This window comes from Nonlabens sp., from assembly GCF_965660805.1.
Lineage (GTDB): Bacteria > Bacteroidota > Bacteroidia > Flavobacteriales > Flavobacteriaceae > Nonlabens.
This window is the reverse complement of the sequence record NZ_CBFIBE010000043.1, coordinates 1-16,406: the sequence shown is the minus strand read 5'-3', so window position 1 is coordinate 16,406 and position 16,406 is coordinate 1. Positions and strand designations below refer to the sequence as shown.

Genomic DNA, 16,406 nt, shown 5'->3' with positions numbered 1-16,406 from the left:
CCATATCATCTATGGGCGTCCCGATTACGGTCACCGCTAGTTTATAGCTATGGCCATGCACGTTACGACATTTACCATCATAACCATATAAGGCATGACCTGTTTCAAAGGTGAACTCTTTAGTAATTCTTACTTTTTTCATCTTCTTGATTTCCATTTGTTATAACCTACTACGACCATTAAAATGATAGCAATCACTAAAAATATTCCCGAACCACCCATAAATCGGGATAGTTTGATGAACCAGTTGTCTTCTATGAGTAATTGAAACATGGTGTTATTTTAAGGCAAAGATATTGTAAAATATACGCTTTCGCGAAAACGTAATAACGACTCTTTTAATTTTCCATGGAACGTAAGCGATCTTTAAATTTAAAAGTAAGAACAGCAGCCCTGCCCAGCATCCAGAACGTAAAAGCGATCCAAATAGCCTTAAGTTCAAAGTCGAAGTAATCAAAGATGAGTAGCGTAGGAATAAAAACGGCTGCGGTTAGAATAATGAGCACGTTACGCAAATAGGGAGCTTCTCCCCAACCTTTAAAAATCCCGTCAAAGACAAATGCCACAGCGTTAATGGGTTGCATGAGTAACACGATCCAGAAGGTGCTCATAAAAAGATTAAAAACAGTACTATCATCAGTAAACTGATGACCTATGAAGGAGTAAAACAAGGCACAAATTGTGACTAGAATCAGTGCAATGATCACTCCATATTTAGTCGTAGTTTTTCCTAAATATTGAAGTCCGTTGAGGTCTTTTGAGCCTAATAATTTTCCACCTATGGCGTTTCCAGCATTTGCAAAACCATCTATAAAAAAGGAGAAAAATAACCAGATGTTCATAAGGATAGCATGCGTGGCTCCATGTGATGCTCCATATCCAGCAGCATATCTATAAGATAAAAAGATGGCAATATTAATTGCTACTGTTCTTAGAAAGAAATTTACCGTTAGTGAAATGTGTTTTTTAAGTTTAGGGTGCGCATTCCTTTTAAGAGCATGAAGTTGAAAAGGTGTGTGCTGATATAGAAAAAATAAAGCAATGAGTAACATCACTAATTGTGCTACTAGACTTGCATAAGCAGCTCCTACCACGCCATAAGCTGGAATTAGGTCTTCTATCCCATATACTAAGAGGTAATCGAGTAAGATGTTAACAGCCGCACCACATAAACTAGCAATCATGGCCCAAGAGGTGTTCTGTATACCTCTAAATATCCCAAAAATAGCAAAGGCACTTAAGGTGAGTGGGAATCCTAGCGCTCTAACCTGGTAATAACTGACGGATAGCTTTAAGGTTGTTCCTTGCGCATTATACTGAGTAAAAATCCAAGACGCTAGTGGTGCAGTAACTACATAGATCCCTATTCCTAGAAGGATATTAATCCATATCACTTGTGGTAAAAGAGTGTGTATATTATTAAGATTGTTACTGCCTAGTGCATTTGAGACTATACTAGAAATAGAAGTTTTAGTCTGTGCTAGCGTCCAGATAATGGCGCTAAGAAATGAACCTACTAGGCCTACAGCGAGCAGGCTCTCTACGGCATTAGTTTCCATATTTCCTATTATAGCCACGTCAGTAAGGCTTATTAAAGGTTCAGCTATTCCAGCAATAATGGCAGGAATAGCGAGCTTTAAAATATCTTTTGGGTTAATAGAGGCTATAGAAGACATGTTTAAAATAGGTTTTGCAGTTTGATAATCTATGGAAGTATTGCTTTATATTTGATCATTAATTTTTGGGGGATTAGCTCATTTGGCTAGAGCGCTTGCCTGGCAGGCAAGAGGTGACCGGTTCGAATCCGGTATTCTCCACGATTATTTTAAAAACCGATCAGCTATGATCGGTTTTTTGTTTTAGAAACTTTATAGATGCAGTAATGACCTCATTAAACTCTTGAGGTAAGCTGTCTTTATTCCACGGGTGTTTTACATTAAAAACATGATCTGCACCTTCTATAATTTTTAATTTACTTTTTTTATTCCAGCTATGGATCTTTTGCCCTTCATTTACAGAAACTGATGTGTCTGCATCGCCATGAATTACTAGATGAGGTATGTTTATGTTCTGGCTGGCAGATTTGATGTTTAAACGTTCTTTATGTTGAATATAATCTTCATAAAACTGAATAAAATGCGGCATTTCCTGTTTAGTTCTCCCATTAGTCACATATTTAACACCATCTTTTTTCCATTGTTCTAAATCACCAGCGTTTATGAAACGTTCTCCAAAATCACAAACACTGGCCAGAGTGATCAGCTTTTTAATACGCGAGTCTTCTGCGGTTTTTAATATAGATATTCCACCACCGCGACTGTGACCTATGAGATATAGTAAAGAGGTATCAACTCTTAATTCGTTTTTTAAGTTTGAAATAATCCAGTCCATTACATCACCTAGGTCATCTAACTCTTTACTATAATTATTAGTGCCGAACGCCTCTAGATCTGGAAAGTCTATGGGCTGATCAACGGTTCCTCCATTATGAGAGAAATTAAATTTTATGAAGCATAAACCAGCTTTTGTAAACTCCTTTCCCATTAATGACCACGCACCCCAATCTTTAAAACCTTTATAACCATGCGCAAAGATTATAATAGGGCACTTGTTCCCATTTAGGGGAATATAGTAGTCTAGTAGAATGGGTTTTTTACCAGCTCTATGGTAAACATGGTTCTCTATTATGGTCATTTTAACTAGGTTCTGTTAATGGTATATCTGGGTTGTAAAGCTCTTCTATAATATGATGAAGTTGTTCTTCAAAATTTGCCAGTTCTTTTTCACCTACTATTTGAGGTCTATAAGTACTTAACTTGATTTGATAAGGAATAAAGCCTGCCTTGAAGTTCTTAAAGCTTATGATTCCTGGACTGCACTCTGTAAAAGTATTGTTCTTTGAGTATAAATAAGCATACATGAGTATTTGAAAGGCTTTAGATTTCTCATAGTCTGTTATTAAAGGTTCATACTCATCAGGTTTTAAACCTACATTGCTCTTATTAACCATACCAGACTTATAATCTATGATCCGCAGGACTCCATCCAGTTCATCGATACGGTCCACTTCACCGTGTAGTTTTATTTCCCCTATATTTTCTATAAAAATAGTGGTGGAATACCGCACCTCTAGTTCTTTTATGATTAATTCATGCCCATTATTAATGAGTTCATGGTCATAAGAGATCATTTTATGTACATAATGTTTTGCCACCTCATACATGATGTTGTTTTTACCTTGTGGTTCTTGAGTGGTTTTATAACTGTTAAGATATGCTTGCTTTATGGTTTTATCTACTCTAGTACGCATGGCCTTCATATCTTCTGTTTTTAGTATATGATTGGTATAAGGTTGGTACAAAGATTCTAGAGCTTTATGTATCATGGTTCCCATAGTATTTGCGGCCATGTTTTCTTCTACTTCATCAGCTTCGTTAATTTTAAGGATTTTACTTCGGTAAAACTCTATGGGGTTATAAATGTAACTGGTTATAGCAGACGGTGAAAACCCAGAAACAGCAATTTGCTTCATTCTATTAAAATAGAATTCATCTTTAGGAATGGAGAGTTCTCTATTACGGGTAGTTTCAACTTTATTAGCATAAATTTGATTTTTCAAAACATGATCCTTAACATCGCTAGTTTCTAGTTGCATTAAAAATCTGCTTTTTTCTCCACCACCTAGACTGTTGGTTTCTGAGTTGTAAATAAGATGAGCTGTTTTGCAACGTTGTAATAGCCTGTAGAAGTGATACGCATAAACACTATCCTTATCAGTATAAGTAGGTAATCCATACTTTACCTTCATGTCATAAGGAATATAGGATGCTGTAGATTTCCCAGCAGGTAATATACCTTCATTTAAAGAGAGCATAATAATGTTTTCATAATCCAGTGCCCGAGTCTCCAGTAATCCCATGACCTGAAGTCCTTTTATAGGTTCTCCTATGAAGTCCAGTTTGTGTTGTGGTAAAAGTTGTTTAAAGAGAAACTGAATGGTTTTAGGGTCAGTGATGGTTACTTTATTTGTTAAAATACTGGAGAGCTGTTCTATTACGCTATTAATGCCTAGTAGCTGTTCCAGTTCTAGTCTACGGGAACTATCTTCAATAAGTTTTAATTGGAGCAAATGGCATATTTGTTTTATAAAATCTACCAGTTCCTGAGCTGTGGTGATGGTTTTAAATAGTTGAGATATAAATCTGGAGTTTCCTGTAGATGGCTCAAATCGATGTGGGATATATATTAAATTATCTTTATGAATGATTTCAAGTAATGCCTTACTAGAACTAGAATCTATAATAGATGCAAAGTGAGATTCTAAAATTTCAATTACATTTCTATAGTAAAAACCATGCTCATTACCTGTAATTTTTAACTTTATAAGCTGGTTAAAAAAGCTGGCTATAGGAGTCTTATCTAGCGTTAACCCCATGGTGATATTTAAATGTTTTATTCCATCTGGCACAGCACTTAGAGCAGGTAACAGTAAGGCTTCATCAGCTAGTACTAAGGCGGTTTTATCGAGCTCTTCATTATTATCGAGCAGTTCTTGAATAATCTTTCCAGCTACTTGACACATTGCTATAGCTCCAGAAGCTCCTATAATAGAGATGTTTTTTTCTCGCTCATAATTATTGGAACTAATCGAGAATTCAGATGTATTATAATAAGGCCATTTGTCTCGATATTTTCTCAGGAATCTTCCAGCTTCATGGTATTTGTTATCTGTAAAATAGCGATCATTATCCCAGTATATATGGCTGGATCCTTCTTCTAAGAAAATCTGTATAATTTCTTCTTCAGATTTATTTAGGGCATTAAGACCTAGAAAAATTAATGGTTTTTCAGCAGTATAAAGAGATGCTTTTTGTTTCGCTTTCGCGAAAGCGATCCTGTATGCCAGACCTTGATAAACGACTTCTTTTTTTATACAATCTGCGGTAAATTCATTATAATAATTATGCAGTCTACTCCAGAAATACAAGTACTTCTTTACCATTTCAGTTTTAGGCTCTAGAATAGACCAGTGCTCTTTTTCTAGTTCCTTTAAATTTCCTAAGTAATTAAAGAAATCTTCAGGTTCTACTAAAAACCGATCTATTTCATTAAAGTCTTTTAGAATAGTAGGTGCCCAAGTTATGAATTCATCAATAGAATCTATATGTTCTACATCTTCAACAGCAGTATAACTGGAGTAAAAGTCAAATAGCAGATTAATATCTGGAGCAATTTCAAGCTGTGCTACATGACTTATAAAGTCTTCTACACTATGTATGACGGGTTCAAAAAATGGCCGTGTAGAGGATTGGGCAATGATCTTATTAAGAAAAGTGGCCACTCGTCTACTAGGTACTACATAAGTGCACTGGTGTAAATCGTACCCTTTATGTACAAGGTTTTCTGTTACAGATTTGAGAAATGAATTCATAGCTACAAGATATCTATAATACTAAAAAGAACCATTAAATGCTTCAAAGATTTTATTGTTGCAACCTTTAAAAAATATGAGGCATAAAAAAAGCGCCACTTGAAAGTGGCGCTTTAACTATAATTTAAAAAATCAATTAGTTCATTAAGTTGATCTCTACACGTCTGTTTTGTGCGCGACCAGCTCTAGTTTTATTATCACCTACTGGGCGAGCCTCACCATATCCTACTGAAGTTAAACGGTTTTCTTCAATACCATTCTTAATTAAGTAGTTCTTAACTTCGTTTGCACGAGAGTCAGATAACTTTTGGTTAAAAGTTGCAGAACCTACACTGTCTGTGTGACCATCAATAGAGAATTTTGCAGATGGGTATTTCTTCAATATAGCAGTGATATCAGAAAGAACCTTTGCAGACTCAGCTTTAATATTTGCTTTAGCAGTATCAAACAAGATTGTTTTTGCATAAGCGTTTAATTGAGCTTGTTCTTGAGCAGTAGGAGCAGCCGGTTTAGGACAACCTGCAAGAGAAGCGATACCAGCAACATCTGGACACTTATCATCTGCATCTACTACACCATCATTATCTCTATCAGTAGGACAACCATTATTAGAAGCTGGACCAGCAACCATTTTACACTTGTCTTTACTATCTAATACACCATCACCATCAGAATCTGGATCTGGACATCCATTGTTGTAAGCAGGACCAGCCTCGTTTACACAGTTATCATCTTTATCTAATGTTCCGTCACCGTCAGTATCAGGACATCCCATAGACTCAGCTGGACCGAATGCGTTAGGACAATTGTCTTTTGAATCTTCGATACCATCCTTATCAGAATCAGGACAACCCATGAATTGCTCTAAACCAGCTACATTAGGACAAGCATCTACATTATCATAGACACCATCACCATCAGTATCAGTTCCACCCCACGTAAACTTTAAACCAGCTACGTGCTGGAAGTGTTTAGGATTAGCATCTTCAAATGCATGCTTATAAGTAGTCTGTAGGTTGAAAGCAATGTTTTCACTAAAGTAAAAATCAATACCTACTGTACCGTTAAAGGTTCCAAAACCTTCAGAGTCTACCCAGTTATATCCACCACCTAAACCTACGAAAGGATCTAGAACTCCATTTTTCTTGATTAGATTGCGGAAACCGTATTGTAAACCTGCATCAGCACTAAAGTAAGTTACTGCATCAATACTTGACTCTCCTACTCTGTCTATATTGTTAACAGCTAAAGCTCCTGTTGCAACGATTCCATCTCCCACGTAGTATCCTACTTGAATTCTCGATGGAGCAGGGATGATGTTATAACTGTCTACATCAAAGAAATTTTCAAAGTAGTCTCCTAATCCTTGATCAGCTTCTCCTACTGGATACAAATCAATAGCATTCATTCCTATGGAAAATGCCCACTTGTTACTTTCGTCTTGCGCTTGTGTTACAGTCGCACTAAGAGCGATCGCACAAACGGCTAAAAATTTAAATATGTTTTTCATGTTGGGGTTTTTTATTATCAACGCAACAAAATTAAGCTCTTCAAGCACACTTACAAGGGTTTATGCATTAATTTTTATTAAAAAGCATTAATTTTTCTAAAATTGAGCTATAACACCTAGTTCTTGACCTACTTTTTTAAAAGCATTAATAGCTTTATCAAGATGTATTTTATCGTGCGCCGCACTTAGCTGTACTCTTATTCTTGCTTTTTCTTTAGGAACAACAGGATAAAAGAAGCCTATGACATAGATACCTTCTTTTAAAAGTGCATCGGCCATGTTTTGAGATAACTGTGCGTCATAAAGCATTACTGGAACTATGGCGCTCTCTCCATCGATAATGTCAAATCCAAGTTCTTTCATTCCTTTTTTAAAGTAAGCCGTGTTTGCCTGAACCTTATCGATAAGGTCTGTGCTTGAATCTATAAGTTCTATGGCTTTAATAGACGCTCCGACTATAGATGGTGCTAAGGAATTACTAAATAGATAAGGTCTAGATCGCTGTCTTAAAATTTCAATAACTTCTTTATTTGCAACGGTATAACCACCCATGGCACCACCTAAAGCTTTTCCTAGTGTTCCAGTAATAATGTCTATTCTTCCTAGCACACCTTTTGCCTCTAGAGAGCCGCGTCCTGTATCACCTAAAAACCCTGCAGCATGACATTCATCTACCATTACAAGGGCATCATATTTATCTGCTAGGTCGCATATTTTATCTAGTGGTGCGAGTATTCCATCCATGGAGAAAACACCATCAGTAACAATTATTTTAAAACGTGCTCCGTTTTCGTTTGCCGTGATTAATTGTTTTTCAAGATCTTCCATATCTGCACTAGCATATCTATAACGTGCCGCTTTACATAAACGCACACCATCTATAATAGATGCATGATTTAAAGAGTCTGATATTATAGCATCTTCTTTTCCTAATAGCGGTTCAAAAACACCACCATTTGCGTCAAAACATGCTGCATATAATATAGTGTCTTCCTGACCGTAGAAATCTGCTAGTTTTCTTTCTAGTTCCTTGTGTATATCTTGAGTTCCACATATAAAACGTACTGAACTCATCCCAAAACCATGAGAGTCTAATGTGTCTTTTGCAGCTTGAATTACTTCTGGATGAGAAGAAAGACCTAAATAATTATTTGCACAAAAATTGAGCACTTCACTACCATCATCTAATGTGATTACTGCATCTTGCGGTGAAGTAATGATACGTTCCTTTTTAAATAATCCTTGTTCTTTTATTTCTTGAATCTCTTTCTGGAGATGTTCTTTAATACTGCCGTACATAGTTGTTTTTTTAATAGATTTCAAAGGTAATAAACTCTACCTACTTTACTTCCAGACGAGTTCTTCTAGTTGATCTGTGTAAATCAGTACCTTCTCTTTTATCTCATAGCCCATTTCTATAAGTAAGGCTGCATAATAATCTAACTGATCTCTATGTTTTTCTAGAACAGCTCCAGTTTTATAATCTATTATAGTTACCAGTTGCTCATCTATAATGAGTCGATCTGGGATAAATTTTGCTCCTTGAGGAGTTATTATACCACGTTCATTTAAAATATTTAAATGTGGTAAAAAGTACTTTCCAAAATAAGCTGGACTTATAACTTTTTCTAGAATACTTATCAGTTCCTGTTTTAAAGAGCTGCCTATATGGTGATCTCTTTTTATTTTATGAATCACTACCGGTAGGTCCTTTGTAGAGGTTATTAGGGACATATAATCATGTAGTAAATTACCTTTTGTAACAGCCTCTTTAGAGCCGCTAGCCCATAACATACCGCGACGTGTAGAAAAATCACCACGTGATCCAGTCGTGTTAGACTTGTAAACTCCTAGCTCCTCGGTAGATTGTGTTTGAGTTATCTCAGATTTTTTAGTTGGAATACCTTTTTTATAACTTACATAGTTCTCCTTTTTAATAGGAGTTAAGTTTTGCGCTACAGTATATCTTTTAAGGAGCTGTCCATAAGTGAGAGATTCTGCTTTTTGCTTGTTAGATTCGGGTTTATCAAGGGCACATATATATAGCTGCTCAACAGCTCTTGTAAAGGCAACATATAAATTATTAATTTGATCCATCTGGGTTTTTTCAAGGTGCCTTTCATAAACTGTGGCTGGTCCTTGAGGATAGAAAAGAGCCTTACTTGATAAAGAAATATAAAGGTGTTCAAATCCCTCATAAGCAGCTGGATTTACAGGAACCCAATCGGTAGGTTTTATTGAGGAATTAAGTGTAGTATCACAATAAGGTACTATAACCACTGGGAATTCTAAGCCTTTAGATTTGTGAATGGTCATGATTTGTACTGCTTGTGGATCTGGTGTAGCTGGAACACTCAGTTTTTCTTTCTTTTTATCCCAGTGTTCTAAAAATAGTGATAGTGAAACGTCGTTACTGTTTGAGAATTCAAATACAAGTTCTAGAAAGGCCTGCAATCGTAAATCTTGATTTTTAAAAAGTCCCATAGCTCTAGCTGTGCGCTCAGTTGCTTTGAATAGAGGCGCTTTCGCGAAAGCGTTATCACCTACATCTATATCTTCAAAAAGTGCTGAGGTAATCTGATCTAACGTATGATCTATATGTGATACTACAAATTCATTTATTGCAGTGATTCCATGATAATGAGCATACTGCAATAAAAAACTCAATTTTATTGCCTGCTGATCTGGTTGATGTATGAGTTTCATTAACTCTACTAGAAGTTGCACACGTGGAGAAGCTTCTACCAGTAAGCTGTCTCCAGAAACTACGGTAATGTCCCGCGCCACAAGGTACTGTGCCAGTTCATGACCTTGAGTATGTTTGCGCACCAGAATACAAATATCTCCTAACTGAAAACCTTGAGCTGTTATTTCATTTATAAGTTGATAAACATGTGGTGGATATGGTGTGTCCAGTTGCTCACCATCATCAGTAAAAATGATGTCGTTTTCAATTAAATCTAGTTGAATATAGCCACCTTTTTTAGAAGTCGTTTCTTGGTGTAAATGATTGTGGTATAAATCTTTGTAAGATGGGTGTGCTAGGTAGTTCCCATAGAACTTAAAAAAGTCATTATTAAAATGGATAACTTCATCATAGCTGCGCCAGTTGAATTTTAAAGGTTCATTAGATTTCTCCAGCTCAAAAAGCTGGTCTGTCTGGTGTATATCTAGAAATTGATCTGCATCTCCACCGCGCCATCTATAAATGGATTGTTTTGCATCACCTACCAGCATGAGTGTACCGCCATGTCCATATTCATCTTCACTTTGAATTGCATTACCTATTAAAGGCTTTAAATTTTCCCATTGCATACGAGAAGTGTCCTGAAATTCATCAATAAAATAGTGACGGTATTTTTCTCCTAATCGTTCATAAATAAATGGTGCTGGTTGATCCTTAATTTGATTTCTAAGAAGTCCATTGAATTCATAAATAGGAACAATTTGGTCTTCTTTTTTAATTATATTTATTTCATGGAGCAGCTCATTAAGTAAAGAAAGCGGGATGATGCTTGTTATAATATTTTCATGAAATGTTATATATCCATAGATGTTTTTGTAAGCGTTTGCAAAGTCTGCAATATCATTTTTTAATACATCTATAGCGTCCTTTATAGGTTGTTTTTGAGTTTTAGAATATAAATCACCAGCTATTAAAGATTTTATAGAAGCAGTATCTGGTTTTACTGAAATTTCTTTTTTAGAGACCTTAATGATGATATTGAAACTGCTACGGGAACCACCTTTGAAATCTTTAGGTTCTAGGCCTAGACTTTCAGATTTTTCTATCAGGTTTTGTGCAAGTTGTACCAGCTGTTTTTTGAGTTCTTTATTTTTCAGGTTTAAGTTTTGGTAAAGCCTGTCAAAATCTTCACTGCTCTTATCTTCTAAGGCTTTTAAATATTTAAAATGATTTTCATTTTTAATAAGTGCCGAGATTTGAAGAAGATCATAAGCAACATCCCAGCTTTTACCATCATCTATTTTAGAAAGAGAAAAGTTTACGAGTCGTTGAGTAAGATTTTTATCTGTTCCAGTTCTCGCGATCAAGTTTTGAATCGCTTTATTAATGAGCGTATCTGTATCTAATTCTACTTCAAAACCAGGTGGAAGGTCTATATCTTTTGCAAAAGTGCGTAAAATACGATGGTTAAAAGCGTCTATAGTCACAATGTCAAAGGCAGAATAATCATGCAGCAGTCGCTGGTGTATTTTAATCGCTTTTTTAGTAAGCTCTTCAGTGCTTAATCCTGTAATTTTTTGAATATGATTAAATATCCCTAGGCTGTCACTAGGCACAGGTTGTTTCCCAAAATTATACAAGTGGTCCAGTACACGTTCTTTCATTTCGGCCACGGCCTTATTTGTAAAGGTAACCGCTAGAATCTTGCGGTAATGGTTATGAAATTGTGACTGAAAAAGTAGCGTGAGATAGTCACGAGCTAGTGTGTATGTTTTTCCAGAGCCAGCACTGGCGCTATAAAATGTAGTGGGAGATGAGGTCATACTCAAAGGTAATACGAAAAAATGAATCCGTATTTTTAAACTTAAACTTAAATTGTTGCAGATGACATGTTGAGTATCGAGCCACAGTAGGTGGAGATTATTATATTTTAATAATTAAGTATATTATAACATCCATAATTTTAACATATCGAGCGTAGTGTTTAATTTTATCTTTTTAAAATCAAACAATTAAAACCAATATATTATGGCTTTTGAATTACCAAAACTCAACTATGCGTATGATGCGCTAGAACCACATATTGATGCTAGAACGATGGAGATTCACCATTCTAAGCATCATAATGGATATACTACAAAATTAAATGCTGCGATTGAAGGAACTGACCTTGCTGGAAAGTCTATAGAAGATATTCTTGATAATCTAGACATGGATAACAAAGCAGTAAGAAATAATGGTGGCGGTTTTTATAACCACAGATTATTCTGGGAAGTGATGTCACCTAATGGTGGTGGAAAACCTACTGGAGATCTTGCGGCTGCTATTGATAAGGCTTTTGGTTCTTATGAAGCGTTTCAAGATAAATTTGCTACGGCTGCCAAAACACAATTCGGTTCTGGATGGGCATTTTTATGTGTTAAAGATGGTGAACTAGAAGTATGTGGAACACCTAATCAAGATAATCCTTTAATGCCTGGTGTAGGCTGTGGAGGTACTCCTATTTTAGGACTTGATGTATGGGAACACGCTTATTACCTAAACTATCAAAACCGCAGACCAGATTATGTTACTGCATTTTTTAATGTAATCGATTGGAATGCTGTTTCAGAAAAGTATAATGCGGCTAAGTAGTAGTCGGTTATTAGTTAACGGTTTTCAGTTAACAAAATAAAATTAAAACCCTAGACTTTTTAAGTGCTAGGGTTTTTTGTGTTTATAGTAGATGATCTTTAATACTTGTGATTATCAATAAAATAAGGTTTATAAATTTCAAAATCTCTATATGGAACTATTACCATAATATTGGAGTCTTCAAATTTATTTTTTTTGACTACTTCTTCTCGCCAGAGTCTATAACGTCTTACAAATTCGTCATAAGTTATACCTAGAGAAGACATCCAGTGATCAGGCATATTCTTGACTTTTTGTACAGTTTTAGTATATAGAGTAGTTGCTTTCATTAAAACAGAATTATCGAGACTTCTAACCTCTAGGATTAATCCTGGTGCGCCCATAAACTTCCATGGACCATCTTTATAAGCACTTAGCTCTGGAGCATAATAAATTTCATAATCTCTTCCTCTAAAGGATACGAATTGTTGCTTGCATTTATAGTCCAGAATTTTCTTAGTCTCAATCCCATCTTTATAGTTGACAAACATCCATTCATCTGTAATTAACTCAGTTTCATGAAATCCATATTCCATTCCATAATTTACTTGACCATTTGAGATGCTTTTAAAGTAATTATGTTTGTTTATGAACTCAGAATTAAAGGAGTGAGCATGACCATATTTAGAGTATAGAGTAGTGTCTATATGACTCTGTAGTGTTTGATGACTGCGGTCACCATCGGTCACTAGTGTGTGTCTAAATGCACGCTGAAAACTCTCTATATCTGTCGTATCATTGAGAATAATGTCATACTCCACTTGAATTACTGAATTGTTATCCTCTTTTTGAGCTGAAAGAAATGTAATTGAAAAGACGAGTAAGTAGGCTAATTTAAACTTCATAAGATTGTCTATGGTCAAAAACCTTATAACGAATAATTATTTAAAGTATTTTATATATCATTTGAGAAAACGGAGACGATAAGGTCAAAGTTTTATAATCAAATAACAATACTGTCTATGGTCTCAGCCTAATATGCTCTATCGCTATTTCCTTCAAAGAAATTGATGTAAGCACGATTCACCACACGATTTCCACCTTTAGTAGGATAATCTCCTGTAAAGTACCAGTCACCTAAATTTTTAGGGCAGGCTTTGTGAAGATTATCTACCGTTTGGTAAATGATTTTAACCTCAGCATTGAGATCTTCATCAGAGAGTAATTCACCTATTTTATCAGATATTTCTTGGTCTGTAAATGGGTCATATAGTTCTTTAACGTAGTTAATAACGTCTTTATCTTTAAACTTAACCTGAGACTTACACTTTTTGTAAATTTCTTCTATGATGTTATAAGTGCCTCTATCTTTATGCAAAGCAAGTGCGGCTCTAAACGCTACAAGACCTTCTAAACGAGCCATGTCTATTCCGTAACAATCTGGATATCTTATTTGCGGTGCGCTAGAAACCACTACTATTTTCTTAGGTTTTAAACGATCCATCATCTTAAGAATGGATTTTTTAAGCGTCGTTCCTCTTACTATGGAATCATCTATAATAACTAGGTTGTCATTTTCTTTCACCACACCATAAGTCACATCATAAACGTGTGCTACTAAGTCATCACGAGAAGAATCTTCAGTGATAAAGGTTCTTAATTTAGCATCTTTAATCGCAATTTTTTCGGTTCTCAGCTTTCGCGAAAGCGTATCCTCAACCTGTTTTTTAGTTAATTTACCATTTCCGGCTAGAATAGCTTCGCGTTTTTCTACGTCTAGTGCGGCATGTGCTGCCTCTACCATACCGTAGAAAGAAGTTTCCGCAGTGTTAGGGATATATGAAAACACTGTATTATCGATATCATGGTCTATAAATTCCATGATTTTAGGGAACAGTAAATGTCCTAATTTTTTACGTTCTTGATAGATTTCTGCATCGCTACCTCTGGAGAAGTAAATACGTTCAAAGGAACAGGCTTTACGTTCTAGTGGTTTTAAGATTTTTTCTATGCTTACTTTTCCACTTTTCTTAATGATAATGGCTTTACCAGGATCGAGCTCTTTTACTTCTTCAAATGGTGCGTTAAATGCGGTTTGTATCACAGGTCTTTCACTGGCCACCACAACTACTTCATCATTTTTATAATAGTAAGCTGGTCTTATTCCAGATGGATCTCTGAGTAAAAAGGCATCTCCATGGCCCATGAGACCACCCATGGCATAACCACCATCCCAATCTTTGGCACTTTTTTTAAGAACCTTTGCGACATTTAATTGTTCAGCGATTTTAGGTGAGGATTCCATTTTAGAAAGTCCTTCAGCTTTAAATTTTTTATAGAGTTTAGAAACTTCACGGTCTTGAAAATGTCCTACTTTTTCCATGACCGTTACGGTGTCTGCCATATCTTTAGGGTGCTGTCCTAGCTCTACTAGTTTATCAAATAACTCAAACACGTTAGTCATGTTAAAGTTACCAGCCATGATTAAGTTACGATGCATCCAGTTATTCTGTCTCAGGAATGGATGTACAGATTCTATGCTGTTTTTACCAAAAGTTCCATAACGCACATGCCCCATCATCAATTCCCCTATGTATGGGATTTGAGTTTTTTGAGCAGCGACATCATCTTTAATTTCTGGGTTTTCTTCTAGTTCTGTATTAATGCGTTCATTAATCTGAGCAAAAATATCTTGAATGGGTTGTGGCTCATTGCTACGCACTCTAGAAATGTAGCGTTGTCCAGGTTTTACATCTAGTTTTATACTTGCAAAACCAGCACCATCTTGCCCACGATTATGTTGCTTCTCCATCATCAGGTACATTTTATTGATACCATAAAATGCTGTACCATATTTCTCTTTATAGTATTCTAGAGGTTTAAGTAATCTAATGAGTGCAATACCGCACTCGTGTTTTAATGGATCGCTCATGTGCTTAATTAAAGAACCAAAGTTAAATAAAAAAGCCCTCAAAATTTTTGAGGGCTCCATACTTTATTTGTTATGCGTTTATTTCAAATTTAGTCAGTGCTTTAAACTGCTCTAAACGTGTGTTTATTTCTTCTGGTGTGATGGACTGCATGCGCTCTGTACCAAATTTTTCTACGGCAAATGAAGCGAAATTAGATCCATAAATTATGGCTCGTTTCATGTTTTCAAAACTATAATCTCCACTTGCAGCTAGGAACCCAGCAAATCCACCTGCAAAGGTGTCTCCAGCTCCCGTAGGGTCAAACACTTCTTCTAGTGGTAGAGCTGGTGCAAAGAAAATCTCTTCATTATGGAATAATAGAGCTCCATGTTCTCCTTTTTTAATCACTACATATTTAGGTCCCATGGCATGGATCTTTTTTGCTGCAGTAACTAAAGAGTATTTTCCAGATAGCTGTCTAGCTTCTTCATCATTAATAGTAATGACATCAACTTTTTCAATAACCTGTTTTAATAAGTCTAAGGCGCTATCCATCCAGAAATTCATCGTGTCCAGAATGATAAGTTTTGCATCTGGTGTTTGTTCTATAACGCCTAGTTGTACTGCTGGATGTAGATTTCCTAGCATGACTACTTCAGCATCTTTAAATGAGGCTGGTACTACTGGATTAAAATCGGCAAGAACGTTAAGTTCTGTAGCTAGTGTGTCTCTGGTATTCATGTCATTATGATACTTTCCAGACCAGAAAAAGGTTTTACCGTCTTTTACAACCTCTACACCTTCTATATTCATACCTCTGTTAGAAAGCATGTCTAGATACTCTTGTGGAAAATCTCCACCTACTACACTTACTAATCCTACCTCAGTATTAAAATGAGAAGCACTAAGGCCTATGAATGTGGCGGCTCCACCTAATATTTTATCTGTTTTCCCAAAAGGTGTTTCTATAGCATCAAACGCTACGGTACCTACAACTACTAATTTGCTCATTCTTGCGATATTTTTTGCAAAAGTAAGGATTTGTTCTCTTTTTGAGTTGTATTCACAAGAGTTTCAAGGGCAGTACCAGAGACTTATTTAAAAATAGTATCGCAATAAAAAAGACCGCCTTAAATGTATGAGACGGCCTGTTTTTAAATAATACCAATTTGTTTTTTAAAAAGCCCTAATAAATCGTTTCCATAGCTACTGTTATGTCTACGGTTTTTACTTTGCACTAGAATTTAAATTAAA

12 protein-coding genes and 1 tRNA gene are annotated in these 16,406 nt (G+C 35.7%); 2 read left to right on the top strand and 11 right to left on the bottom strand.

Annotated elements, in window-relative coordinates:
• The 3 genes from ACTF48_RS09530 to ACTF48_RS09520 form a co-directional block, all read right to left on the bottom strand.
• The coding region (locus ACTF48_RS09530; protein ID WP_438962923.1) for a 6-pyruvoyl trahydropterin synthase family protein at positions 1-142 on the bottom strand (142 nt) is incomplete at its 3' end.
• Positions 139-273 (bottom strand): hypothetical protein, encoded by a 135-nt coding sequence (locus ACTF48_RS09525; protein ID WP_438962922.1) that lies wholly within the window; start codon positions 271-273, stop codon positions 139-141. The genes ACTF48_RS09525 and ACTF48_RS09530, both read right to left, overlap by 4 nt.
• A 65-nt stretch (positions 274-338) precedes the next feature.
• Positions 339-1,676 (bottom strand): MATE family efflux transporter, encoded by a 1,338-nt coding sequence (locus tag ACTF48_RS09520; RefSeq protein ID WP_438962921.1) that lies wholly within the window; start codon positions 1,674-1,676, stop codon positions 339-341.
• A gap of 67 nt (positions 1,677-1,743) precedes the next feature.
• On the opposite strand from ACTF48_RS09520, the gene ACTF48_RS09515 reads away from it, so the two are divergent.
• A tRNA-Ala gene (locus tag ACTF48_RS09515) sits at positions 1,744-1,817 on the top strand.
• Positions 1,818-1,836: 19 nt separating this feature from the next.
• Here the strand turns inward: ACTF48_RS09515 and ACTF48_RS09510 are convergent.
• The 5 genes from ACTF48_RS09510 to ACTF48_RS09490 all read right to left on the bottom strand — a co-directional run bounded on the left by ACTF48_RS09510 (position 1,837) and on the right by ACTF48_RS09490 (position 11,450).
• Positions 1,837-2,694, bottom strand: a complete 858-nt coding sequence (locus ACTF48_RS09510; RefSeq protein ID WP_438962920.1) for an alpha/beta hydrolase family protein — start codon at positions 2,692-2,694, stop codon at positions 1,837-1,839.
• 1 nt (position 2,695) lies between these two features.
• Positions 2,696-5,431, bottom strand: a complete 2,736-nt coding sequence (locus ACTF48_RS09505; protein WP_438962919.1) for a PD-(D/E)XK nuclease family protein — start codon at positions 5,429-5,431, stop codon at positions 2,696-2,698.
• Positions 5,432-5,567: 136 nt separating this feature from the next.
• Positions 5,568-6,941: an OmpA family protein gene (locus tag ACTF48_RS09500; RefSeq protein ID WP_438962918.1), complete on the bottom strand. Its 1,374-nt coding sequence runs from the start codon at positions 6,939-6,941 to the stop codon at positions 5,568-5,570.
• A 96-nt stretch (positions 6,942-7,037) separates the two neighbouring features.
• Entirely contained in the window at positions 7,038-8,240 is a 1,203-nt protein-coding gene (gene kbl, locus ACTF48_RS09495; RefSeq protein ID WP_438962917.1) for a glycine C-acetyltransferase, read from the bottom strand.
• A gap of 45 nt (positions 8,241-8,285) precedes the next feature.
• A complete protein-coding gene (locus ACTF48_RS09490; RefSeq protein ID WP_438962916.1) occupies positions 8,286-11,450 on the bottom strand; it encodes a UvrD-helicase domain-containing protein in 3,165 nt (1,054 codons plus the stop codon).
• Positions 11,451-11,655: 205 nt separating this feature from the next.
• Between ACTF48_RS09490 and ACTF48_RS09485 the strand changes: the two genes are divergently transcribed.
• Positions 11,656-12,261, top strand: coding sequence for a superoxide dismutase (locus ACTF48_RS09485; protein ID WP_438962915.1), 606 nt, complete (start codon positions 11,656-11,658; stop codon positions 12,259-12,261).
• A 98-nt stretch (positions 12,262-12,359) separates the two neighbouring features.
• On the opposite strand, the gene ACTF48_RS09480 is transcribed toward ACTF48_RS09485, so the two are convergent.
• The 3 genes from ACTF48_RS09480 to ACTF48_RS09470 all read right to left on the bottom strand — a co-directional run bounded on the left by ACTF48_RS09480 (position 12,360) and on the right by ACTF48_RS09470 (position 16,163).
• Positions 12,360-13,145, bottom strand: coding sequence for a GLPGLI family protein (locus ACTF48_RS09480; protein WP_438962914.1), 786 nt, complete (start codon positions 13,143-13,145; stop codon positions 12,360-12,362).
• 128 nt (positions 13,146-13,273) lie between these two features.
• Positions 13,274-15,172, bottom strand: a complete 1,899-nt coding sequence (locus ACTF48_RS09475) for an amidophosphoribosyltransferase (RefSeq protein ID WP_438962913.1) — start codon at positions 15,170-15,172, stop codon at positions 13,274-13,276.
• A 70-nt stretch (positions 15,173-15,242) separates the two neighbouring features.
• Complete coding sequence (locus tag ACTF48_RS09470; RefSeq protein ID WP_438962912.1) at positions 15,243-16,163, bottom strand: PfkB family carbohydrate kinase; 921 nt, start codon at positions 16,161-16,163, stop codon at positions 15,243-15,245.
• Positions 16,164-16,406: the final 243 nt, after the last annotated feature.